The organism is Neobacillus jeddahensis, from assembly GCF_000612625.1.
Classification (GTDB): Bacteria; Bacillota; Bacilli; order Bacillales; family Cytobacillaceae; genus Neobacillus; species Neobacillus jeddahensis.
Genome location: NZ_CCAS010000008.1, coordinates 38,282 through 61,594, shown reverse-complemented (window position 1 = coordinate 61,594; position 23,313 = coordinate 38,282). Strand labels below are relative to the sequence as shown.

Below are 23,313 nucleotides of genomic sequence, written 5' to 3'. Positions count from 1 at the left end.
TCGGAATTTGACTTTTTGTGTTGGAAAAATATACCTAGAGCCTCGTTTGATGCTAGGGCCTTTTGACTAAAAGCGGAAGCGCGTGAGGATAGACAGTTATTACTGAACGCGCTTTCGCTAAAATGAAAGCCCTAAGTTTATCAATCAGCATGACCTACATAGGGCTTAGAAGGGAGTCGAAAATGGAAAAACTTAAAATTGCCGGCGGGTATCCTTTAAAGGGAACGGTTCGCATTAGCGGAGCTAAAAATAGTGCCGTTGCCTTAATCCCCGCCACCATTTTAGCCGAATCACCCGTGACAATTGAGGGCTTACCGGATATTTCAGATGTCGAAATCTTGAAGGGCCTGCTTGAGGAAATCGGCGGGAATGTTCACATTTCGGACGATGAAATGACGGTCGACCCATCGACCATGATTTCTATGCCTTTGCCAAACGGCAAGGTGAAAAAATTGCGTGCTTCCTATTATTTAATGGGGGCTATGCTCGGACGCTTCAAAAAGGCAGTCATTGGTCTTCCAGGCGGCTGCCATCTAGGTCCAAGACCGATTGACCAACATATTAAAGGTTTTGAGGCACTCGGTGCACAAATCACGAACGAGCAAGGTGCCATTTATTTACGTGCCGACGAACTGCGCGGTGCTCGTATATACCTTGATGTTGTCAGTGTTGGCGCGACCATCAATATTATGCTGGCTGCGGTGCGTGCGAAGGGACGGACGGTCATTGAAAACGCAGCAAAGGAGCCAGAAATCATTGACGTTGCCACCCTTTTAACGAATATGGGGGCGAAAATTAAAGGCGCCGGAACCGATGTCATTCGCATCGATGGCGTTGATACGTTACACGGCTGCCGTCACACGATCATCCCTGACCGGATTGAAGCAGGGACATATATGATTTTAGGTGCCGCTGTAGGTGAAGGGGTTTTAATTGACAATGTCATTCCCCATCATTTAGAATCGCTGACTGCCAAGCTCCGTGAGATGGGCGTTCACGTTGAGTCTGGTGATGATCAAGTGTTTGTTGACGGTTCTACTAAATTGAAAGCGGTTGATATTAAAACACTCGTTTATCCTGGCTTCCCGACGGACCTGCAGCAGCCCTTTACTACGCTGCTAACAAAGGCAACCGGTTCAAGTGTGGTTACTGATACCATTTATGGTGCCCGTTTTAAACATATTGATGAATTAAGAAGAATGAACGCCAATATTAAGGTGGAAGGGCGTTCGGCGATTATAAACGGTCCGATCCATCTTCAAGGGGCAAAAGTGAAGGCTAGCGACCTGCGAGCAGGGGCTGCCCTAGTGATTGCCGGCCTGATTGCAGAAGGAATTACAGAAGTCACCGGTCTTGAGCATATTGACCGCGGCTACAGTAATCTCGTTGAAAAATTAAACGGCCTCGGTGCGACCGTTTGGCGGGAAGCACTGACACAAGAGGAACTAGAACAACTGAAAAACACCTAATGATAGTGAATCTAAAAACGAGCAATTGATAGGGGTTCTGTCAGCACATCTTTGAAAAAAACATCGGAAAAACACCTAAAAGGAACATCTGAAAATACTAGACAGACTCACTCATGCGATATTGACAACTCTACATAGATAGATAGGCAAAAGAGAAAATGGGAGATGGAAACAGATGGAAAGAAGTTTATCGATGGAACTTGTTCGTGTCACAGAAGGAGCTGCCCTTGCTTCAGCCCGCTGGATGGGGCGCGGAAGGAAAGACGAAGCCGATGGTGCGGCAACTTCTGCTATGCGTGATGTGTTTGACACGGTTCCAATGAAGGGAACCGTTGTGATTGGCGAAGGAGAAATGGACGAGGCACCTATGCTATATATCGGGGAAAAGCTTGGTACAGGCTATGGACCACGAGTCGATGTCGCCGTTGATCCGCTCGAAGGCACGAATATTTTGGCATCAGGCGGTTGGAATGCTTTAGCAGTTTTGGCCGTCGCTGATCATGGCAATCTGCTGCATGCACCGGATATGTATATGGAGAAAATCGCTGTTGGTCCGGAAGCCGTCGGTTGTGTCGATATTGACGCCTCTGTTTTGGACAACCTAAAAGCAGTCGCAAAAGCGAAAAACAAGGATATCGAGGATGTTGTGGCCACCGTGTTAAACCGCCCGCGCCATGAACATATCATTGCCCAGCTTCGTGATGCTGGTGCCCGGATCAAACTCATCAATGACGGTGATGTGGCCGGTGCGATTAATACCGCTTTCGATAACACTGGGGTTGATATTCTATTTGGATCAGGCGGTGCGCCGGAGGGAGTCCTCTCAGCCGTTGCGCTGAAATGTCTTGGCGGGGAAATCATTGGGAAATTATTGCCGCAAAATGATGCCGAGCTTGAGCGCTGTGTTAAAATGGGCTTAGATGTAAATCGGATCTTACGAATGGAAGACCTTGTGAAAGGCGATGACGCTATCTTTGCCGCAACCGGAGTCACTGACGGAGAACTGCTCCGCGGCGTCCAATTCAAAGGCGCATACGGCTCCACCCATTCCATCGTTATGCGCGCCAAATCAGGCACCGTCCGCTTCATCGAAGGCCGGCACAGCTTGAAAAAGAAACCCAACCTCGTCATTAAATAAAAAGAAAAGCGGAAGCGCCTTTCGCAGGGGCTTATGACCCCGAGCCCCTAGGCGCAGCTGGACAATTCTCAAATTCGAATATATGGTGCCTGACACCAGTTACTGATTTAGCAAAAAATAAATTGCCTGGGAGACTAGATTGGTTGAGGGTCTAGTCTCTTAACTTGCAAAACTCCGCTTACAATAGAGGAAGATTTGAATTAACTCCTGTGAGAGAAAAATTTCCAGTTGCTAATATAATAAAAATTAGTTGATTAATTTTTTGTACAGAGGGTAAAATAGTAATTGTTTTTATTATATATAATTTCTGCAATTCTATTCTTTTCTTTTCTACTTCAATTTCAATTCCTCTAATCTCTTAATTTTTATCTTACTGATAGATCCCGCTGTCTAAAAATAAGCGGATTTGATGGAAAAATCTTAAAGTGTGGTGTACAAATGGACTTAACTATTTCTAGTTTAGAAAATATGAAGCTGAAGGAGCTTTATGAGCTTGCACGCGAATTTAAAGTCACCTATTACAGCAAATTAACAAAAAAAGAATTAATTTTTGCCATTTTAAAATCTCGTGCGGAACAGCAGGGTTATTTTTTCATGGAAGGCGTCCTCGAAATCATCCAATCGGAAGGCTTCGGATTTCTTCGACCAATTAACTACTCGCCAAGCTCAGAAGACATTTATATCTCGGCATCGCAAATCCGCCGCTTTGACCTGCGTAATGGGGATAAAGTATCTGGTAAGGTTCGCCCGCCAAAAGAAAATGAACGGTATTATGGACTCTTACACGTTGAAGCAGTAAATGGTGAGGATCCAGAATCAGCGAAGGAACGTGTCTACTTCCCAGCGTTAACACCGCTCTATCCGAATAGACAAATGAAACTGGAAACCACCCAAAAGCATCTTTCCACCAGAATCATGGATGTTGTTGCACCAGTCGGGTTTGGCCAACGTGGCTTAATTGTTGCCCCGCCTAAGGCCGGGAAAACGATGCTGTTAAAAGAAATTGCCAACAGTATTACGACAAACCATCCTGATGTTGAGTTAATTATGCTTTTAATCGATGAACGTCCGGAAGAGGTAACCGATATCGAGCGGTCTGTAGCTGGGGATGTTGTCAGCTCAACCTTTGATGAGGTGCCGGAAAATCATATTAAAGTGGCCGAGCTTGTGCTTGACCGCGCGATGCGTCTTGTCGAACACAAGCGTGATGTCGTCATTTTGATGGATAGTATTACACGTCTAGCACGTGCGTATAACTTAGTTATTCCGCCAAGCGGACGAACATTATCCGGTGGTATTGATCCAGCAGCGTTCCATCGTCCAAAGCGTTTCTTTGGTGCAGCTCGTAATATTGAAGAGGGCGGCAGCTTAACGATTTTAGCGACGGCTCTTGTCGATACAGGTTCCCGTATGGATGACGTGATTTATGAGGAATTTAAAGGGACCGGTAATATGGAGCTCCATCTGGATCGTCAGTTGGCTGAGCGTCGCATTTTCCCTGCGCTTGATATTCGTCGTTCTGGAACACGTAAGGAAGAGTTATTGATTCCGAAGGATCATTTGGATAAATTATGGGCTATTCGGAAATCAATGTCAGACTCACCAGATTTTGCAGAACGCTTCTTGAAAAAATTGCGTCAAACGAAATCAAATGAAGAGTTTTTTGCCCAACTTGGGGAAGAGCTAAAATCAAGACGGTAGTAGAAAAAGTAGGTCGAGGGAGACCTCGCAGGTGCGTCATGCGTCTGAGGAGTCTCTCGGGAACGCCCGCGCAGCACTGTGTACCTGAGGCGGAAATCAACAGCTAATTTTACTTAAAACCAACAAATCCCAACTTGCAAAATAAGGTTCCCCTTGTTATAATGGGTGCAGTGTGTTTGAAGTATTTCATGCTTGTTTTTACGACAGGCATTTTTATAACTCTGTTTCGAAAGATTCAGGGCGGAAGGAGATGAAAAGAATGAAAGCAGGAATTCATCCAAATTATAAAACAGTAACGGTGTCATGTGCATGTGGTAATACATTTGAAACTGGTTCTGTTAAAAATGAGATCCGTGTTGAAACTTGTTCAGAATGTCATCCATTCTATACTGGTCGTCAAAAATTCGCTGAAGCTGGCGGACGTGTTGACCGTTTCAACAAAAAATACGGCCTTAAGCAACAATAAGATTGCTCAAGAACAGGCAAGAGGAACTTTGACTTGCCTGTTTTTTATTGAAAAAAAACGCGTTAACATAGATAATCCGCCGGTATTATTTTGGCGGAAAGCATAAAATACTTACGATAGATTGTCTGATAGGGTTCGTTTAAGGAAGGAGACGCCGTTTATGTATTTAATGAAGCAAAGCGGATGGGTTGAGGTTATCTGCGGCAGTATGTTTTCTGGTAAATCGGAGGAATTGATTCGTCGGGTGAGACGAGCTCAGTTTGCGAAACAAAAAATAGCTGTTTTTAAGCCGAAAATTGATAATCGCTACAGTGAACAATCTGTGGTTTCCCATAATGGCTCTTCTTTTCACGCTAAGCCTATTTCCCATTCGATTGAGATTCTACATCATGTCGAAGCGGATATCGATATCATTGCCATTGATGAAATTCAGTTTTTCGATGAAGGAATTGTTCGGATCGTTCAACAACTGGCTGATAGTGGTCACCGTGTGATTTGCGCTGGGTTGGACATGGATTTCCGTGGTGAGCCGTTTGGACAAATGCCCGCGTTGATGGCAATCGCTGAATCGGTGACGAAGCTTCAAGCTGTTTGCACCGTCTGTGGTTCACCATCAAGCAGGACTCAGCGCCTCATTGACGGACGTCCCGCCTCTTACCATGACCCAGTTATCATGGTAGGAGCATCCGAGGCATACGAGCCACGCTGTCGTCACCATCACGAAGTCCCAAAAACCACCCCTGTCACCACCGCACGCTAATTGGGTGCCTGACACCATAAACTAGGTTAGCACGGTTAACATCGTTACCATGGTCGATGAGCAGGAATTGGTGCCTGACACCATAAATAACATTTGCACTGTCTGAGAGTTGATTTCTCAGGCAGTTTTTTATTAGGTTGATGGAATTCCGGGATTTTTCTGCGGATGTTGGAAAGATTTCACTCGGTGACAGGCGGGTTGGACGGGCATGATAGTAATGGAGGTGTACAATGCCAAAAAAGTTACTTTTGTTTATCATGCTGTTCATTGTATTAAGTGGATGCCAGAACGATACTAACCGCAGCAGTGACGAAGAAGCGTATGATTTAAGGAATGACACGACCGCACCAAACTATATGTCGAACCGTAATAATGATCGTAATACGGCAGAGAATATGACCAACCGTGGAAAGACTAAGCAGCACCAAGTCGAAAATGATATCACCAATCAAAATCCGAACTTTCTCGACCTAGGCGGAACAGGAAGTGGTAGTGAGGCGGGAGCGAACAACCAGGGCAACGATATCAACAAAGCGAAACAGGTTGTCGCTGCCACCAAAGAATTTGAGACCGACTCTGTGGTGATCAATGGCGATCGGATGTGGGTGTCGGTGTATAAAAAGGGGATTCTTTCTGATCAAGTGAAGATTGATGCTGAAGCCCGTCTCCATCGGAAATTGGTTCAGGCTCTTCCAAGTTATCATATGGAAGTCAGTGTGAAGGAAGATCGCCGCTAGCATGCTCTGCTTTTTTAGGGCATGTTTTTTTATCATATAAAATGTACAGAAATCAACAGACAACATAACAGAGTGATGAGAAAAAAGGGCGTACCACCGCCGTTTATCGCCCTGTAAAAAAATATCTCTCACAATTTGGTTTTGACGGTTGTTTTCACCTATACTATAATTAGAATGTTATGGACTAAAAACTGAGGTGAATGGACTGTGTTTGATCGTCTTCAATCCGTGGAAGATCGTTATGAAAAGTTAAATGAGCTTTTAAGCGACCCACAAATTATCAATGATACAAAAAAACTTCGTGAATATTCAAAAGAACAATCTGATATACAAGAAACTGTACAAACGTATCGCCAATATAAAGAAACGCGCGAACAGCTTCAAGACGCAAAAGCTATGCTCGATGACAAGCTTGATGCTGAAATGCGTGAAATGGTGAAGGAAGAAGTCAATGAGCTGGAAGGGCAAATTGAAGAACTAGAGGCAAAAATGAAAATCCTGCTTGTGCCGAAGGATCCGAATGATGACAAAAACGTTATCTTTGAAATCCGCGGTGCAGCTGGTGGCGATGAAGCAGCCCTATTTGCGGGAACGCTATACCGGATGTACAGCCGCTACGCGGAATCACAAGGCTGGAAGACCGAACTAATTGACGCAAGCCCCACAGGTCTTGGCGGTTACAAGGAAATTAGTTTTATGATTAACGGAGCAGGTGCTTACTCCAAATTGAAATTTGAAAATGGCGCCCACCGTGTGCAACGTGTTCCAGAAACAGAATCAAGCGGACGGATTCATACATCAACCGCAACGGTTGTCTGTTTGCCAGAGGCGGAAGAGTTTGAATATGAAATCCATGATAAAGATATTCGTTTTGATACGTTTGCTTCTAGTGGTGCGGGCGGACAATCCGTTAACACGACCATGTCAGCCGTTCGTTTAACCCATCTTCCAACTGGAATCATGGTATCGATTCAGGATGAAAAATCGCAACATAAAAATAGAGACAAAGCGATGAAGGTTTTACGTGCGCGCGTCTATGATAAGTTCCAACAAGAAGCGCAGGCAGAATACGATCAAGTGCGTAAATCTGCTGTTGGTACGGGGGATCGTTCGGAGCGGATTCGCACATACAATTTCCCGCAAAACCGTGTGACCGACCACCGGATTGGCTTAACGATTCAAAAGCTTGATCAGATCATTGAAGGGAAGCTCGATGAAATTATCGATGCACTCATTATGGAAGAACAAGCAAAACGACTAGAAAGTGCCTCAAAAGATGAGTAAAAAAGTATTCGAAGCTCTCCAATGGGCTTCTTCTTTTTTAATCGAGGCCAAGCGGGGTGAGAACGCAGGGGAATTACTGCTTCGCCATTACACAGGTATGTCGCGGGCACAGCTGTTTGCGAACGTGCGCGATGAGCTTGCCCCTTCAGTGTGGGACGTGTTTGAACAGGCGGTCAAGGACCATGCGGCGGGTGTTCCCGTTCAGTATCTGATCGGCTCGGAGGAGTTTTACGGTCGATCGTTTGTCGTCAATGAAAGTGTACTCATCCCACGCCCGGAAACCGAAGAACTCGTATATGGAACACTTGAGCGCATGAAAAAGCTATTCAGCCAAACCGGAAAGCTTCACCTTGCTGATATCGGCACAGGCAGTGGCGCCATCGCCATCACCGTGAAACTAGAATACGGGGTGTCAGGCACCAATCCAACTATGGAGCCAGTGCAAACAGTAGAAAGGGTGTCAGGCACCAATTTAAAGGTGACGGGGACGGATATTGCGGAGGAGTCGCTGGTGGTTGCCCGCGAAAATGCGGCTAGATTGGGTGCGGAGGTTGAGTTTATTCAAGGGGATTTGTTGCGCCCGTTGATTGAGAGGGGCGAAAAGCTGGATGTGGTCCTTTCCAATCCGCCATATATTCCAGCTGGGGATATTACCACTATGTCCGAAGTGGTGACAGAGCATGAGCCGCACCGGGCTTTATTTGCTGGGGCTGATGGCTTGGATTTTTACCGCCGATTCATGGTCGAGCTCCCACAAATCCTAGCGCCGCGCGCGCTGATTGGCTTTGAAATTGGGGCCGGTCAGGGTGGAGCGGTAGCGGAGCTTTTGCAAAAGGCCTTCCCAATGGCAATGGTAGAGGTTGTTAATGATATAAATGGCAGGGACCGGATGGTGTTTGCCGAACTTACAGAGTGTTAAGGCGAATCGGCGCCATTAACACTCTTTTTTTGACCTTCTAAAAAAATAATGGTGGGAAGTAGGGGGATAAGCCCGATATTCCTGCTGTATTTACATATTGTACGTTCTCCGGCCACACGTCATTCAAGCAAGTGAATCATGAATTTTTGTAAATTTACTAGTTTAAGATTCTGGCATTTTGTCCACAATGAAGATATCGAAGGGCAAAGGGGCGGTGCAGAATGAGAAGTAAATTACTAGTTTGGGGATATTTAGTGGTTTTATCATTGGGAACAATGTTGAGTTTATATATGCCAAAAACGGAAGCAGCATCAAAGGAATCGATCGTGATTCCAGGGGAAGCGATTCGCTTACGCATTCTCGCCAATAGTGATTTTGAAAAGGACCAAGCGATCAAACGTAAGGTGCGCGACGCTGTCAACGCTCAAATAACACTGTGGGTACAGGATTTAACCTCGATGCAGGAAGCTAAACAGGTGATGAATGAAAAGCTGCCAGAAATTCAAGCAATTGCGGAAGAGGTTGTCCGTGAACAAGGCTCCGATCAATCGGTCAAGGTGGAATTTGGGAAGGTGCAGTTCCCAACGAAATTATATGGGCAGTTCTTATATCCAGCCGGCGAGTATCAAGCGATTTTAATTACATTAGGAAGTGGAGAAGGAGCAAATTGGTGGTGCGTGCTCTATCCACCATTATGCTTCCTTGATTTTTCAAATGGAACAGCTGTAAGTGAAGGTTTTGAGGAGCACAAGGTGAAGGCGGAAACGGTGGAGGGGCATGAGGAGAGTGTGGAAAAGGTAGCTGTTGAAACTAGCAGCGACGAAAATGTGGTCGAGACACAACCAAAAGAAACCGTAAAACAGCCGGACACAGCCAAAAAGGAATCCTCAGCACACAAGCAGTCTGAAGTGAATAATGTGTCCAAAGAAGACAAGCAGAAGTGGAAAACGGTGGAAAAGGATGACACGATGAAGGCAGATGTGATCAACAAAAAGCAGGTAATCGCAGACGAGCCGATCGTAGAAAAGAGAGTCAAAAAACAAACGAAGAAGGCACCTGTGTATACAGCTGAAGATGAAGAGCCGGTCAAAGTGAAGTTTTTCGCCGTTGAGATGTGGGAAAAGATGTTTGACTAAAAATTAGTTCCGGGCTCCAGGCGCTTCACCTTCCACTCCGGTCATAGGTTCCTTACACAGCATAAATCTAACAAGGTATGATTCCTCATTATTCATGAGGATTATACCTTTTTTTGCTGTATAGTTATCGTATCATTTTGACTAGAGGACTACCATGATGCAGAATTAACTATCAATAATTTCTAGTCTATATAAGCAAGTTGGAACATGGTAGTATGAACTACATATTGGTCAAGATCTTTAATTTCACAAAAACTTAAGTACATTCTGTCAAATTATTTCACCATTAATGGTGAATGAAATTGGTCTGTAAACGCTTGCAATCTGAGGATATAATTTTAATCAAGGATATCCAAACTTATTACTACTAGTAGAGCGGTGAATAGCTTGTTAACTTCAAGAGAAATTCAAATTGTAACGAAATTGCTGGAGGCCGAAAAAACTCTTCGGACAAAAGATCTATCAACAGAGTTGAATGTTAGTACCCGAACGATCAAGTCTGACCTAGAGCAGGTGCGAAAATGGTTTACGGATCATGGAATTGAGCTTTGTTCACAGCCAAATAGAGGCTATTGGATTGAATGCAGTGAAAATAACCGTTTGAAACTGTATAAAACCTTAATGGAAATGGAAAGTAAATCACTCTATCCAGACCAAAACATCCGAATAGAGAAAATATTATATCTGTTTTTTTCGCAAAATGGTTATGTTACCGCAGCTCGAATCGCAGATTATCTACAGGTAAGTAGAAATACGGTCATCAGTGATTTGAACTTTTTAGAGGACTACATTAAACCATGGATGATCGAGTTGGAGAGGATGCCGCGTACTGGTTACAAGATTGTTGGAGAAGAAATTCATATCCGGTTACTTTTTGAACATATCATTCAGGAGAGTTTAAGTAATTTTGATTTATATAAAATTATTTCAACGCTAAAATCCGGTGGAACAGATGAAATAAACATTGGTTTTACACAGGAAATCCAAACTAAGTTTGAAAAAGTCATTCAATACATCCACTTGATATTAAAAGACAAGCGCTTTGAAGCCGTTTCCCATGCGGAAATAGTGTCCATCTTTATTCGTCTTATTATTTTTTTAGTAAGACTGGAAAGTGAATTTACAATTGGAAGCTATCGGCTGTTAAAGAACAACCAGCATATTGGTTCACTTTCCTCAAAATTCATTCTGAATGTCATGACGAAAATATGTGAGGAATTTGATTTTCCTATACTTGAAGATGAATTCTTATATGTACACCGCAATTTCTTATTAGAAGATAAAGAACTAAATCTTCTTACCATAACAGAGGAATTGATTCGTTCCGTCAGTAAGAAGGAAGGGATACCGTACGATAAGGACACGCGATTGTTTAATAATTTATTAACCCATTTGTCGTTACGGTTTGAAAAAAATAAAACATATGTAACCGAAGTAAATCCTTTTAAAAACGAAATTAAACGAAACAATGCTTCATTGTTTTCTAGTATAAAAGAGGCGTGTGAAAAGCTCTTTGGTAAAAATACGAAGGTGGTTCAGGATTCGTTTCTGTCCTTTATTGCCCTGCACTTTCTCGTTTCATATGAAAATGTGTTTGATAAAAAGCCGAAAATTAGAGCCCTTTATGTTTGTTCAACAGGTAGAGGGGTTGCAAGGTTAATCAAAAACCGAGTGGAGCGGGAAATTGGAGAGATTAATATAACGAGATATTGCTCTGTTATGGAAGTAGATGAAATTAGTAAAAATGAGGACATTGACTTAATTGTTAGTATTTTCCCAATTAAATCGAGTATTCCAGTCATTTTGGTAGAGCCAGTACCAACCGAAGAGAATATCTTAGCTATCCGTGAGAAAGTGAACGAACTTCGGAGAGGTAAGGTAGCAGGAGAGGATCTTACCATTGAGAACGATGACGGACATTCGCTTGTGATGGATTATGAAATGATTAGTCAGGAAATCATCGTAAAAGGTTTTGAAATATCAAATGAGATATTCAGCATGTTGGCCGGAAAAATGACAGAGGAACGAAAAATGGGTTTGCACGTCCATCTTTTCCTTATGGTTCATCGTTATTATTTTCATAAGCAATATGACCAATTTATCCATCAAACAAAGGATGACCATGATGAACAGTTGCTACATCAGATCAATGAAATCTTAATACGTCATCGTATTTTTATTAATGAGACAGAGCTTATCGCGCTATTACCATATTTTCAATGATTGGATGCGAAAATGGATGTGTGAAACAATTGTTTTGAAAAATGGATGGGTCATCGATCCTGAGAAGAAAAACATCGTTAAAGAAGATGTATACATTGTTGATGGGAAATTTGCTAGTTTAGAAGAAATTGATTCCGATCATAAAACTGAAATTGATGTGGAAGGCAGCTATGTTTCACCAGGTTTTATCGATATGCATGTCCATGTGTTTGAAGCGAAAACTGAACTTGGCATCAATGCTGATAAAGTAGGAATTGACCAGGGGGTAACAACCATTGTGGATGCAGGAAGCTCAGGTATCGACGACTATTCCTCCTTTAGAAAGACGATTATAGAGCCGAATCAAACGGAGGTTCTTTCCTTTATCAACATTTCACGAAAGGGCCTGTGCAATGGACTGTCTGAATTGGCAGACATGGATGAGTTGACGACCTTAGACGAGCTGCAAGAAATTCTTGCAAACGAGAAAAATATTGTGGGATTAAAAGCAAGAATGAGTGCTTCGGTTGTTAAAGACAATGGAATCAAGCCATTAGAATATGCAAGGAAACTAGCAAATGAAGCGAATTTGCCGATTATGGTTCATATCGGGAATGCCCCCCCTGAAATAACAGAAATTTTACCCTTATTAACAAAAGGGGATATCGTCACCCATGCCTTTCATGGAAAAAAAGGCGGTATTTTAAGTAAGGATGATAGATTGATTAATGAAGCGTTTGAGGCGATTGAACGGGGAGTATTATTTGATGTTGGGCATGGAACCTCCAGCTTTTCGTTTCAAACGATGAAGAAATATAAGGAAAAGTACCAATATCCATTTTCAACAAGTACCGATATTTATATAGGAAACTACGATAAACCGGTTGGCAGCCTGATGACAACCATGTCAAAGCTGCTCGCCATCGGATATTCCTTAGAAGAAGTTGTTGCTTCTGTTACATTGAGACCTAAACTAGCATTAGCTTTAGCGGAGCAAGGTAGTTTGCAGCACGGAACACGCGCTGATGTAACCGTCTTCAAAATAGTAAACCAGGATGAAACGCTGATTGACTCACATGGTGAGCAAATGAAAGTTAACAAACTGATGGTCCCACATTTAACGTTACGACAAGGAAAGGTTGTTTTTGAATCAAAATGAATATTGAAAATGCATCCCAAGAAATCAAAGAAATCATGATGAAAAGCGGAGACATAAAACGTTGTGAACAGGTATTTGACCTATCACAGGAGCTCTGCAAATCTGAAAATATCTTTATGACAGATGTTCAACAATTATCCGTGCTCTCACATCTATCGGCAATGGTTCATCGTTCATTAACAAGTGAAAAGCTTGCGCCAATCGACCGAGACTTGTTTGCTGGAATCTCTAGTGAGTCACTTAGTATGGCAAGGAAGGTAAAAGAATCGCTGGAAAATTTAGAAGAAGACGAAGTATATTTACTATCCATTCATTTTGAAGTAGCAAAACAAAATTGATCATTAACGGAGGAATAGAACATGAGTGAAGTAGTAGTAGTCATTGGGGATCGTTTAGGAAAAGGGCAAAATGTCGCAAAAGGTGTAGAAGCTGCTGGTGGGAAGGCAATTGTTGTAAGTGGATTCGGTGCAGATATGCGGTTGGGAGACGAAATGAATGCGAAAAACGCCACGATTGGAATCTCTTTCTGTGGAAGCGGTGGAGCTGGTGCGATTACAGCGCAAACAAAATATGGTTACAAGGCAAGATACGGAATGCGTTCGATTGAAGAAGGAATTACGGCTATTCGTGATGGTGTGAAAGTGTTAGGCTTTGGATTTATGGATGTGGAGGAACTTGGAAAAAGAATTACTGAGGAGTATTTGAAAGTAAATGGATAATTCCATGTATAAAAAATTAGTTCATAAGGTTCGAATTGAAGGAAAAGGACAATCCAAAGAACATGCGATTGCGACTGCACTTGGGAAAATTCAAAAAAAAGTGAACGCTGAATTAAATGGGATGATTATCCGCATTGAGCCAATCAATATCGAAATTGTAGAAGCGATTGAGGAAACCTATACGGAGCGGTTTTTACTTTTCTTTTTCCCAAGAAAAAGAAGCCAATTTAAGCTTTTGATGGATATTGAAGTGGATTTGTTCCTATTAGAAACCGAAAAAATTGAATTTAGAGAAAAGAAAAGATAGTAGGGAGATGAATTCATGGTATTTCTAACGATTTTATTCAAATCGCTTATTATTGGGGGGTTGGTTGGATTTGGCGTCGGGGCCGGTGCTGCACGGATGTTCCATGCTCCAAAGGTTCAAGGTATGGGCGCATTTAGAACATTGGGGGAATTAAATGCCTGTGCAGGTGACGCTGTATCCCACTTTTCCTTCGGTTTAGGATTTTTCTTTAATGCTTGGGCGTCCGCTGTTGGTGCAGGGGCATTTACGCAAGACGTTGACCATCGGATTATTCCGAACTGGGCAGCTGCATTTCTGATTGGTAGAGGGAAAAGAGTGGAAGATACTTTACACAATCCCAAAAAAATGGCGATTGTCGGTGCAGTCATTGGGGCCATTGTGGTAGCATTTTTGAATTCTACGGCTTCGGCCATTCCAGAATCGATGCAGGCGATTGCTGTTAAAGTATTAGTGCCGGCAGCAAACCTGTTAATCAACCCTGTTATGCCTGTCATTTTCTGGCTTGCAGCATTGGATGCAGGAAAACGTTCTGGTATGTGGGGGACTATTTTCGGCGGACTTGCCCACCTCATTATGGGGAATGCCGTTCCTGGGGTGGTTCTTGGAATTTTGATTGGTAAAGGTGTCGATGATGGCGGTTGGAACCGTGTAACGAAAACTTTGTTAATCTCAGTTATTATTTTATTCGTTTTAAGTGGATTTTTCCGAGGATTCGATATGAATTTCCTTACAAGTATACATGTAGACGTACCAACCGGATTAAAAGATTTACACAATCTTATTAGCGGAGGAGGAAAATAGTATATGGAATCACAAGTCAATCTAAAAGGCTTTTGGTACGCAGATTGGTCATTTCCTATCTTTGTAGCGTTTTTATCAGCGGGAATATTTGCTGGAACTCATATGTACTATGTCCACCATATCGGTGCATTCAATGATGTGGCCATTGTGGCCATGCTTCAGGCAGGAATCGAGGGTGGAGGATACGGCGCAGCAGCGGCATTTGGTGCCAGTTTCTTATTTGCCCGTGTTTTAGAAGGCTCGCTAGTCGGTATCTTGGATATTGGCGGCTCATTGCAAACAGGTCTTGGTATTGGTGTACCTGCGTTAATGCTCGGTGCAGGTTTTGTTACCCCAATCAGCAATTTCCCGTTATCCCTTTTAACCGGGGCAGTTTTAGGATTATTGGTTGGTTATGCAGTGATTGGATTGAAAAAATTCACAGTTGGAAAGGCAAATTCAACTTTTGGTTCGGATGTCATGATGGGAGCTGGTAACCAATCAGGAAGGTTTCTGGGTCCGCTAATTGTTCTATCAGCTTGTGGAGCATCGATTCCAATCGGTCTAGGATCCATTATCGGAGCGGCAATCTTTTATGTTTGGAAAAAACCAGTAGCCGGTGGCGCCATTTTAGGTGCGATGATTCTTGGGGCAATTTTCCCAATAACTTTGGAGTGATAGTAAAATGACAACTAGTTTATTCGAAAATTTTGGTTTAAAAAAAATTATTAATGCAAGTGGCAAAATGACCGCATTGGGCGCTTCGGCTGTAACCGATGAAATTGGCAATGCCTTAAAAGCGGCTGCCCAGGACTACGTCGATATTGATGAATTAATTCAATATGCCGGTACCGTTATTGCTCACCATACGGGTGCGGAGGATGGCTGCCCAACGGTTGGTGCAGCAGCTGGAATTGCCATTTCAATCGCATCAGTAATTGCAGGCAAAAATCTAAGCTTAATTGAAAGAATGCCAAATTCAGAAGGCTTAAAAAATGAAATTATTATTCAAAAAGGTCAAAACGTCCATTTTGGCGGTAGTATTGATCAAATGATTCGCCTGGGAGGCGGGCATGTCGTTGAAGTAGGCAGTGCAAATAAGGTGGAGTGTGACCATATCGAAGAAGCAATTACCGAAAAAACAGCAGCACTCCTTTATATTAAGTCACATCATGCTGTTCAAAAGGGAATGCAGTCAATTGAAGCGATGATGAGCATTGCAAAAAAACACAGTATTCCATTCATTATTGATGCGGCAGCAGAAAATGACTTTAAAAAGTACTATGCAATGGGGGCTGATATCATTATCTACAGCGGTGGTAAAGCATTAGAAGGCCCTACATCAGGATTTATTTGTGGGAAAGGGCATTTTATGGAAGCAGCCCGCAAGCAATATAAGGGAATTGGCAGAGCGATGAAGGTCGGGAAAGAAGCAATTGCTGGGCTCATTACCGCGTTAAATCAATATCCTGATAAAGATGATCGGGTAGACGAGCAAATCAGCCGGATGACAAATCTTTGCGATAGACTTAATAAAGTAGAAGGGCTATCCTGTTCAATTAAACAAGATGAAGCAGGTCGTCCTATTTATCGAGCCCAAATTGAAGTAAAGAAAGAAGCGGGTATGACGGCAGAACGGATATTGCATCAGCTTGAATCCGGCAATCCAGCTATTTATTTACGTCATCATTATGTCAACGTAGGAATTTTATCAGTCGATCCGCGTCCATTATTACTTGGACAAGAGGATATTATTGCAGATCAGATTATGAGCATCATCAAGGAGGCAAAGGAAAATAATGTTCGATAAACATCAAGTAATTTTTAATTGTTTAGCAAAAGATGTGGACAATGCGAAGGAACTCATCAATGTCGGTGGCGACCGTGTCCTTATTGGATTAATGGTTAAATCCTTCCCGGATGTTGACAGTGCCATTGAAGAAGTGAAACGTTATAAAGAAAATAACATCCCCGTTTCTGTTGGGTTAGGTGCAGCAGACCCTGTCCAATGGAGAAAGGTAGCAGACGTTTCGGCACAGACAATTCCCAATCATATTAATCAAGTATATCCTGCCTCTGCCTATACTTTGGGGAGAATGGAAGAGCTAGGTGCAACAGATACAATCGTAAATGCGGTCATTGAACCGACAGGCACCCCAGGCAAAGTAATGATTTCAACAGGTCCTGACAGCTCTAAATTTAAAGAAACGGTTTCTTGTGAATTAGCTGCGACAATGTTAGCTGAGATGGGTGTTCATTCTATCAAGTTTTACCCAATTGATGGTGACAAACGCTTAGATGAGGTAGCCGCTATGGCTAAGGCAGCAGCAGCAGTTGGAATTAAGTACTTTGAACCTACAGGAGGTATATCCTTAGAGAATGTAGAAGCGATTGTCAAAACCTGTTTAGATAGTGGTTCAGAGGTGGTTATTCCGCACTTATATACTTCTTTAATTGATAAGGAAACAGGTAAGACTAGACCAGAATATATCGAACAGTTGTTATCAATGAAGTGGTAGGAAAGCTAATCAAAAGGAATAAATAAGATCAAGTCAGTCCAAATATGGGCTGGCTTCTATTATTTTTGAAAAAAAATACTAGATTCACCATTCTTCCTGTTCTATTTAGCCTCTTATTTCATATTAATAGACTAGAATCATAAAAAAGAGGTGGAAAAGGATGCAAGCATTAATTCGGAAGGCAAATAAGCAGGATTTGGGAACGTTACGAGCGTTTCTATCACGGGCAAAGCTTGGGACGGAGGGACTAACTGCCGAAACCGTCGACTATTTTTTATTGCTAGAAGATGAAGATGGAACACTTCGAGGTTCACTTGGGATGGAGGCATTTGGTGAATGCGGATTGCTTCGCTCGCTTGTCGTTTCACCTGGACAAGCAGAGAAGGAGATTTTCATCTTATTTGATCAAATGGTCCTGTTAGCAAAAGAAAAAGGAATGAAAAGCTTGTATTTGGCTACTAATAAAGGTGTCACCCTGCCGTTTTTTGAATTAATGGGGTTCCAGCGAATGGGTCGAGGTGAGTTACCCCCGGATTTTTACCAATCTGAACACATTCGACACGTTTTAAATGTGGATAACTCGTTGTTTTTAAAATTTTCTATATAATTGTGGATATATCCACAAAGTTATCCACTTTTTATTCAAAGTTATCCACAATTTGTGGATAAACCTTGTTTTTATACCCACCTTCTTTTATACTTTCAAACATACTTAGTGAAAAAATATGAGTCTTTCCGTCTATATTCGTCAAAATTCGATAAAAGATTCATAACCGATAAAGGTGGATAACAATGAACACAAAAGTTTGGAAAGTGGATAACTATGTGGATAATCTCAAAAATAATCCACAAGTTGTGGATGCAGCGGATTTTTTACGAAAAAATGAGGTGGTTGCCCTGCCAACGGAAACCGTTTACGGGTTGGGCGGCAATGCTGAAAGTGATGAGGCAGTTGCCAAGATTTATGAAGCGAAGGGGCGGCCTGGGGATAATCCGTTAATTATTCACATTGCTGATCGCCAGCAGCTTACTAGATTTGTTGCAGATGTCCCTCACAAGGCGGAGCAGCTGATGGATGCGTTTTGGCCAGGGCCGTTAACGATTATTTTTAATAAGAAGGAAGGCGTTCTGTCGGAAAAAGCAACGGCCGGTTTGGCGACGGTGGCGGTGCGCATGCCCGATCATCCAGTTGCACTGGCATTGTTGGAGGTATGTGGTCTGCCGATTGCGGCACCGAGTGCGAACAGCTCAGGGAAACCGAGCCCGACGACCGCGGCCCATGTATTGGATGATTTAAATGGGAAAATTGCAGGTGTATTTGACGGCGGCCCAACAGGAGTGGGGGTGGAATCTACAGTGGTCGATTGTACGGAGGAGATCCCGGTCATCTTAAGACCTGGCGGCGTGACACTCGAGCAGCTTGCCGAGGTAGTCGGCGAAGTCCATGTTGATGCCGCTTTAACAGATGAGGCAGCCCGCCCGAAAGCACCGGGGATGAAATATCGCCACTATGCTCCGAATGCCCCACTTTTTATGGTGTCAGGCACCACGGGATTTTTGCAAAAACTAGTCACTGAAAAGCAGCAGGAAGGCTTAAAGGTTGGTGTATTGACGACGGAGGAGAATGTCGATCAATATTCGGCCGATCTTGTGCTTGCCTGCGGCAGGCGTGCGGAGCTGGAGACGGTGGCGGCGGCACTTTATGAGACGCTGCGCCGCTTCAATCAGGGGCAGGTGGATGTGATCTATAGTGAAATGTTCACGAATACGGGCGTGGGTAATGCCATCATGAACCGCCTCCAAAAAGCGGCCGGCAATAAGCTAATTTCAGAATAAAAATGTAGGAGCACCATGTCTCGAAGGGAGGCGTGGTGCTTTTATAATGAACAAGCTTCACCAAGGTCCGATTTCCCCTGCACACTTCTAAAATAGTTTGGACGTGCATATGCTTAGATAGTTAGTCCAAGGGGGGGCAGGGATCGATGTCTGAAATGGTTGGTGAATTGATTACACTTATAGTAATGGCATTTGCACTAGGGATGGATGCCTTCTCAGTTGGGCTTGGCATGGGGATGTACAAACTGCGGCTTAGGAAAATCTGTTATATCGGCCTAACGATCGGCTTTTTTCATGTGTGGATGCCGCTCGTAGGTGTACTGGCAGGGAAATTCTTATCAGAAAAATTTGGCATATTTGCCACCTTTATCGGCGGTGTCCTTCTCATCGTCCTCGGGGTGCAAATGATTTGGTCAACGATAAAAGAAGGGGAAGACAAGGTCATTTCTCCAGCTGGCTTCGGTCTCTTACTATTTGCCTTAAGTGTGAGCCTTGATAGTTTTTCGGTCGGACTGACCTTAGGGATATATGGGGCTAAAACCATCATGGTTATTCTCTGCTTCGGAATCGTTGCCACCGTGCAAACATGGGCAGGGCTGCTCTTGGGTAGGAAGGTGCAGGGCTGGCTTGGGACGTACAGCGAAGCCCTCGGTGGTGCCATTTTACTAGCGTTTGGCCTAAAACTGCTTACGCCATTTTGGTAAACATTACTCTAGTAAACTACATACGGCAATGGCTGAAATAACCTTCTTTCGAATTTTTCGAGAGAGGTTTTTTACATTTATAGCTATTTGAGCCGTTTTGCTAGAGTGGATAGGAAGAAGCTTTAGCCTTATAATAAAAACAAAAGGAGGCAAACAGCTTGAAGCATATATTGTTTGTATGTACGGGAAATACATGTCGAAGTCCGATGGCTGAAGCTATTTTGAAAAATAAAAATCTCACTGGCTTCGAAGTGAAATCGGCAGGCATTTATGCTGCCAATGGCAGTGAGGCCTCTACACATGCGAAACAGGTGATGGAAGACAACGGCGTTGCACACAATCATCGCTCGAGCATGCTAACGGGGGTCGAGGTGGATTGGGCCGATTTGATTTTAACCATGACCGCGTCCCATAAATTTGCGATTCAACAGCAATTCCCGCAATCTGGCCGCAAAGTGTTTACCTTAAAGGAATTTGGCGGTGAGCCGTTCAATCACGATGTCGTCGATCCTTATGGCGGCAGCCGGGAAATGTACGAGGCCACCTACCGAGAATTACAGGAATTCATTGATAAGGCGATTGAAAAACTAAATTTGTAGTGGAACCTTTATATTCGATAGGTAGTATGTCAAAATGAAAGCAGTATGTACTTTGGAATAGAAATGGAGGATTTTTTCATGAAAGTAGCATTAGCATCAGATCATGGTGGCATCCATATTCGTAAGGAAATTGCCAAATTGCTAGAGGAATTAAAAATGGAGTATGTCGATTTCGGCTGTGACTGTGAGACGTCAGTGGATTTTCCAGATTACGCCCTGCCTGTCGCTGAAAAGGTAGCGAGTGGTGAGTTTGATCGAGGGATTTTGATTTGTGGAACAGGTATTGGGATGAGTATTGCTGCGAACAAAGTGAAGGGCATCCGCTGTGCGCTCGTGCATGATACCTTTAGCGCGAAAGCAACGCGCGCCCATAATGATTCCAACATGCTTGCTATGGGTGAGCGCGTGATTGGCCCTGGATTAGCCCGCGATATCGCTGAAATCTGGCTGACTGGAGAGTTTGAAGGCGGCCGTCATGCCAACCGAATTGGAAAAATCACTGAATACGAAAACAAACATCTATAGGAATGGAAGCAACCTGCATTAACAAACAATCAATAGATCACTGTTAATAGAAAGGTCGAGACGGATGATTCACGAATGGGAAAAGGAACTAGAAGCAATCGTAACTGAATTCAAAGACCAGGTCGGATTGAAGCCGGGGCTGCTGCTGGTCGTTGGCTGCAGTACAAGCGAGGTCATCGGTGAACGAATTGGCACCTCTGGCACCGTGGACGTTGCAGAAATGATTTTCCGTGTATTGAGCAAGCTTCAAGCAGAAACAGGGATTCAGCTCGCCTTCCAATGCTGTGAACATTTAAATCGAGCGTTGGTTGTCGAACGCTCCGTTGCGGATGCCCGCGGGTTGGAGGAGGTTACCGTTGTTCCGGTCCGGACAGCCGGCGGAGCCATGGCCACCTATGCGTTTGCAAACCTAAACGAGGCAGCCGTCGTTGAATTCGTAAAAGCAGACGCAGGAATCGATATTGGCCATACGTTGATTGGGATGCACCTAAAACATGTCGCCGTGCCTATTCGCGTCAAACAAAAAAACGTCGGACATGCCTACGTCACCTTAGCAAAAGCGCGCCCAAAACTAATCGGCGGCGCCCGAGCCATCTACGAACCAACCAAAGAAAACAGAAGCTGCTAAAGTTTGGTGCCTGACACCATTTAGCAGGTACTCCCTGTCAATAGGTTGGAAATGGTGTGACACCATTTGTTAGGTATTCTCTATGATTAAGTGGTTAACAAGGGTGGTTTAGGTAAAATGGGACTTCCCTTGAGGGGAAAACGTGCTAAAATAAAGAAGGAATTTTCTAACGGTTTCTGGTTTATACATAAAAGGGGGATTTAGGATGAAGCATTTGTCACAAGCGGATGAGCAGGTTTTTCAAGCGATTCAACAAGAATTAGGGCGTCAGCGCTCCAAAATTGAATTAATAGCCTCAGAAAACTTTGTCAGTGAAGCGGTCATGGAGGCCCAAGGATCTGTACTAACCAATAAGTATGCCGAAGGATACCCTGGACGCCGTTACTATGGCGGCTGTGAATATGTCGATATCGTCGAAGACCTCGCACGTGAGCGCGCAAAGGAAATCTTCGGTGCGGAATATGTGAACGTTCAGCCGCATTCAGGGGCCCAAGCCAATATGGCCGTTTACTTCACCATCCTTGAACAAGGCGACACCGTTCTAGGGATGAACCTCTCACACGGTGGTCACTTAACACACGGAAGCCCAGTCAACTTCAGTGGGATCCAATATAACTTCGTTGAATACGGTGTCGATGAACACACACACCGCATCAACTATGAAGATGTACGTGAAAAGGCCCTTGCGCACAAGCCAAAGTTGATTGTCGCCGGGGCGAGTGCTTACCCACGCGAAATTGACTTCGCCAAATTCCGCGAGATTGCTGATGAAGTGGGCGCCTACCTCATGGTCGATATGGCGCATATCGCTGGACTCGTTGCAGCCGGCCTGCATCCAAACCCAGTGCCATACGCTGATTTTGTTACGACTACTACACATAAAACCTTACGTGGTCCACGTGGCGGGATGATCCTTTGCAAAGAGGAATTCGGCAAGAAAATTGATAAATCTATCTTCCCTGGCATCCAAGGCGGTCCGTTAATGCACGTCATCGCAGCCAAAGCCGTTGCCTTCGGCGAAGCATTGCAGCCAAGCTTCAAAGAATATGCTGGCAACATTATCGCCAATGCCAAGCGTTTAGGGGAAAGCTTGCAAAAAGAAGGCATCAAGCTTGTTTCTGACGGAACGGACAACCACTTGCTGCTCATCGATGTCCAGAATCTAGGCTTAACTGGTAAGGTAGCCGAAAAAGTATTGGACGAAATCGGTATTACCGTTAATAAAAACACGATTCCATTCGATCCGCAAAGTCCATTTGTGACAAGCGGAATTCGCATCGGGACAGCAGCCGTAACAAGCCGTGGCTTTGGTCTAGAGGACATGGACGAAATCGCCGCGCTGATCGCCTTCACGTTGAAAAACCATGAAGACGAAGCAAAGCTAGACGAAGCGCGTGCACGAGTTGAAGCCTTAACAAATAAATTCACCCTATATCCAGAATATTAATAGATAAAAAATCGACCTTTCATCACGAAGGGTCGATTTTTTCGTTAGAAAGTACAAAATATCCCACGTTAAAATATTCGGAAAATTCCTATAATATATTGACGAAACACATAGTTTGTATTACGTTAGTTACAAATGTTATCAATAAGAACAAATGTAAAAATAAGTAAAAGGAGAATTCAGTACAAACTTGCACACAAACGGGGCTTCCTATAGGTAAAAAGTTGGTATGAAAACGGTTACAAAATTCATAACATTTCAAATATAATAGAACCAGA

Annotated in this window: 25 protein-coding genes; all 25 read left to right on the top strand. The window is 43.5% G+C overall.

Features of this window, described 5'->3' with window-relative positions:
* The first annotated feature begins 182 nt into the window (after window positions 1-182).
* The 25 genes from TY15_RS05750 (at window position 183) to glyA (ending at window position 23,035) form a co-directional block, all read left to right on the top strand.
* On the top strand, window positions 183-1,469 hold the full coding sequence (locus tag TY15_RS05750; protein WP_040206946.1) for a UDP-N-acetylglucosamine 1-carboxyvinyltransferase: 1,287 nt from the start codon (window positions 183-185) through the stop codon (window positions 1,467-1,469).
* A 175-nt stretch (window positions 1,470-1,644) separates the two neighbouring features.
* Window positions 1,645-2,607 (top strand): class II fructose-bisphosphatase, encoded by a 963-nt coding sequence (gene glpX / locus TY15_RS05745; protein ID WP_040206948.1) that lies wholly within the window; start codon window positions 1,645-1,647, stop codon window positions 2,605-2,607.
* Between the two features lie 438 nt (window positions 2,608-3,045).
* The gene (gene rho / locus TY15_RS05740; RefSeq protein ID WP_040206950.1) at window positions 3,046-4,308 is read left to right on the top strand and encodes a transcription termination factor Rho; all 1,263 of its coding nucleotides are present in this window, start codon (window positions 3,046-3,048) and stop codon (window positions 4,306-4,308) included.
* Between the two features lie 259 nt (window positions 4,309-4,567).
* Entirely contained in the window at window positions 4,568-4,774 is a 207-nt protein-coding gene (rpmE, locus tag TY15_RS05735) for a 50S ribosomal protein L31 (RefSeq protein WP_040206952.1), read from the top strand.
* Window positions 4,775-4,934: 160 nt separating this feature from the next.
* Window positions 4,935-5,534, top strand: coding sequence for a thymidine kinase (locus TY15_RS05730; RefSeq protein WP_040206953.1), 600 nt, complete (start codon window positions 4,935-4,937; stop codon window positions 5,532-5,534).
* Between the two features lie 230 nt (window positions 5,535-5,764).
* Complete coding sequence (locus TY15_RS05725; RefSeq protein ID WP_040206954.1) at window positions 5,765-6,271, top strand: hypothetical protein; 507 nt, start codon at window positions 5,765-5,767, stop codon at window positions 6,269-6,271.
* A gap of 207 nt (window positions 6,272-6,478) precedes the next feature.
* Window positions 6,479-7,555, top strand: coding sequence for a peptide chain release factor 1 (prfA, locus tag TY15_RS05720; RefSeq protein WP_040206956.1), 1,077 nt, complete (start codon window positions 6,479-6,481; stop codon window positions 7,553-7,555).
* A complete protein-coding gene (prmC, locus tag TY15_RS05715; RefSeq protein WP_040206958.1) occupies window positions 7,548-8,474 on the top strand; it encodes a peptide chain release factor N(5)-glutamine methyltransferase in 927 nt (308 codons plus the stop codon). Before prfA ends, prmC begins: the two co-directional genes overlap by 8 nt.
* Before the next feature lie 221 nt (window positions 8,475-8,695).
* Entirely contained in the window at window positions 8,696-9,610 is a 915-nt protein-coding gene (spoIIR, locus tag TY15_RS05710) for a stage II sporulation protein R (protein WP_040206960.1), read from the top strand.
* Window positions 9,611-9,997: 387 nt separating this feature from the next.
* On the top strand, window positions 9,998-11,833 hold the full coding sequence (locus TY15_RS05705; protein ID WP_040206962.1) for a BglG family transcription antiterminator: 1,836 nt from the start codon (window positions 9,998-10,000) through the stop codon (window positions 11,831-11,833).
* A 16-nt stretch (window positions 11,834-11,849) separates the two neighbouring features.
* Complete coding sequence (locus TY15_RS05700) at window positions 11,850-12,971, top strand: amidohydrolase/deacetylase family metallohydrolase (protein ID WP_040206964.1); 1,122 nt, start codon at window positions 11,850-11,852, stop codon at window positions 12,969-12,971.
* The gene (locus tag TY15_RS05695) at window positions 12,968-13,309 is read left to right on the top strand and encodes a PRD domain-containing protein (protein ID WP_074432775.1); all 342 of its coding nucleotides are present in this window, start codon (window positions 12,968-12,970) and stop codon (window positions 13,307-13,309) included. The genes TY15_RS05700 and TY15_RS05695 overlap by 4 nt, the downstream gene beginning before the upstream one ends.
* Window positions 13,310-13,330: 21 nt before the next feature.
* The gene (locus TY15_RS05690) at window positions 13,331-13,690 is read left to right on the top strand and encodes an SFCGS family glycine-rich protein (protein ID WP_040206965.1); all 360 of its coding nucleotides are present in this window, start codon (window positions 13,331-13,333) and stop codon (window positions 13,688-13,690) included.
* Window positions 13,683-13,997: a DUF4312 family protein gene (locus TY15_RS05685; RefSeq protein WP_052353708.1), complete on the top strand. Its 315-nt coding sequence runs from the start codon at window positions 13,683-13,685 to the stop codon at window positions 13,995-13,997. The genes TY15_RS05690 and TY15_RS05685 overlap by 8 nt, the downstream gene beginning before the upstream one ends.
* 15 nt (window positions 13,998-14,012) lie before the next feature.
* Complete coding sequence (locus TY15_RS05680) at window positions 14,013-14,798, top strand: DUF4311 domain-containing protein (RefSeq protein ID WP_040206966.1); 786 nt, start codon at window positions 14,013-14,015, stop codon at window positions 14,796-14,798.
* Window positions 14,799-14,801: 3 nt separating this feature from the next.
* Entirely contained in the window at window positions 14,802-15,455 is a 654-nt protein-coding gene (locus TY15_RS05675; protein WP_040206967.1) for a DUF4310 family protein, read from the top strand.
* A gap of 7 nt (window positions 15,456-15,462) precedes the next feature.
* The gene (locus tag TY15_RS05670) at window positions 15,463-16,587 is read left to right on the top strand and encodes a DgaE family pyridoxal phosphate-dependent ammonia lyase (protein WP_040206968.1); all 1,125 of its coding nucleotides are present in this window, start codon (window positions 15,463-15,465) and stop codon (window positions 16,585-16,587) included.
* Window positions 16,577-17,296 (top strand): KDGP aldolase, encoded by a 720-nt coding sequence (locus TY15_RS05665; RefSeq protein WP_040206970.1) that lies wholly within the window; start codon window positions 16,577-16,579, stop codon window positions 17,294-17,296. The genes TY15_RS05670 and TY15_RS05665 overlap by 11 nt, the downstream gene beginning before the upstream one ends.
* Before the next feature lie 160 nt (window positions 17,297-17,456).
* Window positions 17,457-17,903, top strand: a complete 447-nt coding sequence (locus TY15_RS05660) for a GNAT family N-acetyltransferase (RefSeq protein ID WP_040206972.1) — start codon at window positions 17,457-17,459, stop codon at window positions 17,901-17,903.
* Window positions 17,904-18,088: 185 nt separating this feature from the next.
* Entirely contained in the window at window positions 18,089-19,132 is a 1,044-nt protein-coding gene (locus TY15_RS05655; protein WP_040206975.1) for an L-threonylcarbamoyladenylate synthase, read from the top strand.
* Window positions 19,133-19,278: 146 nt separating this feature from the next.
* Window positions 19,279-19,836 (top strand): manganese efflux pump MntP, encoded by a 558-nt coding sequence (locus tag TY15_RS05650; protein ID WP_040206977.1) that lies wholly within the window; start codon window positions 19,279-19,281, stop codon window positions 19,834-19,836.
* A 158-nt stretch (window positions 19,837-19,994) separates the two neighbouring features.
* Entirely contained in the window at window positions 19,995-20,435 is a 441-nt protein-coding gene (locus TY15_RS05645) for a low molecular weight protein arginine phosphatase (RefSeq protein WP_096911876.1), read from the top strand.
* 78 nt (window positions 20,436-20,513) lie between these two features.
* The gene (gene rpiB / locus TY15_RS05640) at window positions 20,514-20,960 is read left to right on the top strand and encodes a ribose 5-phosphate isomerase B (protein ID WP_040206979.1); all 447 of its coding nucleotides are present in this window, start codon (window positions 20,514-20,516) and stop codon (window positions 20,958-20,960) included.
* 64 nt (window positions 20,961-21,024) lie between these two features.
* Window positions 21,025-21,588 (top strand): TIGR01440 family protein, encoded by a 564-nt coding sequence (locus TY15_RS05635; RefSeq protein ID WP_040206983.1) that lies wholly within the window; start codon window positions 21,025-21,027, stop codon window positions 21,586-21,588.
* 205 nt (window positions 21,589-21,793) lie between these two features.
* Window positions 21,794-23,035: a serine hydroxymethyltransferase gene (gene glyA, locus TY15_RS05630; protein WP_040206985.1), complete on the top strand. Its 1,242-nt coding sequence runs from the start codon at window positions 21,794-21,796 to the stop codon at window positions 23,033-23,035.
* Window positions 23,036-23,313: the final 278 nt, after the last annotated feature.